The 1505-nt window shown below is 51.7% G+C and carries 1 rRNA gene; it reads left to right on the top strand.

The features are described 5' to 3' along the window. Window positions 1–1462, top strand: a 16S ribosomal RNA gene (locus tag GYW75_RS12260); the annotation flags it as partial. Window positions 1463–1505 lie beyond the last annotated feature (43 nt).

The following is a 1505-nucleotide window of genomic DNA, read 5'->3' as shown; positions in this document are numbered from 1 at the left end:
AGTGCTTGCACTTGATGACGAGTGGCGGACGGGTGAGTAAGGTATGGGGATCTGCCGAATGGAGGGGGACAACAGTTGGAAACGACTGCTAATACCGCATAAAGTTGAGAGACCAAAGCATGGGACCTACGGGCCATGCGCCATTTGATGAACCCATATGGGATTAGCTAGTTGGTGTGGTAATGGCTCACCAAGGCGACGATCTCTAGCTGGTCTGAGAGGATGACCAGCCACACTGGAACTGAGACACGGTCCAGACTCCTACGGGAGGCAGCAGTGGGGAATATTGCACAATGGGGGGAACCCTGATGCAGCCATGCCGCGTGTATGAAGAAGGCCTTCGGGTTGTAAAGTACTTTCGGTGATGAGGAAGGTGATGAATCTAATAGGTTTATTAATTGACGTTAATCACAGAAGAAGCACCGGCTAACTCCGTGCCAGCAGCCGCGGTAATACGGAGGGTGCGAGCGTTAATCGGAATGACTGGGCGTAAAGGGCATGTAGGCGGATAATTAAGTTAGGTGTGAAAGCCCTGGGCTCAACCTAGGAATTGCACTTAAAACTGGTTAACTAGAGTATTGTAGAGGAAGGTAGAATTCCACGTGTAGCGGTGAAATGCGTAGAGATGTGGAGGAATACCGGTGGCGAAGGCGGCCTTCTGGACAGATACTGACGCTGAGATGCGAAAGCGTGGGGAGCAAACAGGATTAGATACCCTGGTAGTCCACGCTGTAAACGATGTCGATTTGGAGTTTGTTGCCTAGAGTGATGGGCTCCGAAGCTAACGCGATAAATCGACCGCCTGGGGAGTACGGCCGCAAGGTTAAAACTCAAATGAATTGACGGGGGCCCGCACAAGCGGTGGAGCATGTGGTTTAATTCGATGCAACGCGAAGAACCTTACCTGGTCTTGACATCCACAGAATCTTGTAGAGATACGAGAGTGCCTTCGGGAACTGTGAGACAGGTGCTGCATGGCTGTCGTCAGCTCGTGTTGTGAAATGTTGGGTTAAGTCCCGCAACGAGCGCAACCCTTATCCTTTGTTGCCATCGATTAGGTCGGGAACTCAAAGGAGACTGCCGTTGATAAAGCGGAGGAAGGTGGGGACGACGTCAAGTCATCATGGCCCTTACGACCAGGGCTACACACGTGCTACAATGGCGTATACAAAGGGAGGCGACCTCGCGAGAGTAAGCGGACCTCACAAAGTACGTCTAAGTCCGGATTGGAGTCTGCAACTCGACTCCATGAAGTCGGAATCGCTAGTAATCGTGAATCAGAATGTCACGGTGAATACGTTCCCGGGCCTTGTACACACCGCCCGTCACACCATGGGAGTGGGTTGCACCAGAAGTAGATAGCTTAACCTTCGGGAGGGCGTTTACCACGGTGTGGTTCATGACTGGGGTGAAGTCGTAACAAGGTAACCGTAGGGGAACCTGCGGTTGGATCACCTCCTTACGAAGAGCTCGTAAGTGTTCACACAGATTGTTTGTTTAGAAGA

The organism is Gilliamella sp. ESL0232, from assembly GCF_013346885.1.
Taxonomy (GTDB): Bacteria; Pseudomonadota; Gammaproteobacteria; order Enterobacterales; family Orbaceae; genus Gilliamella; species Gilliamella bombi.
Note: the sequence above shows the minus strand (reverse complement) of the source record. Positions and strands in the feature narration are given on the sequence as shown.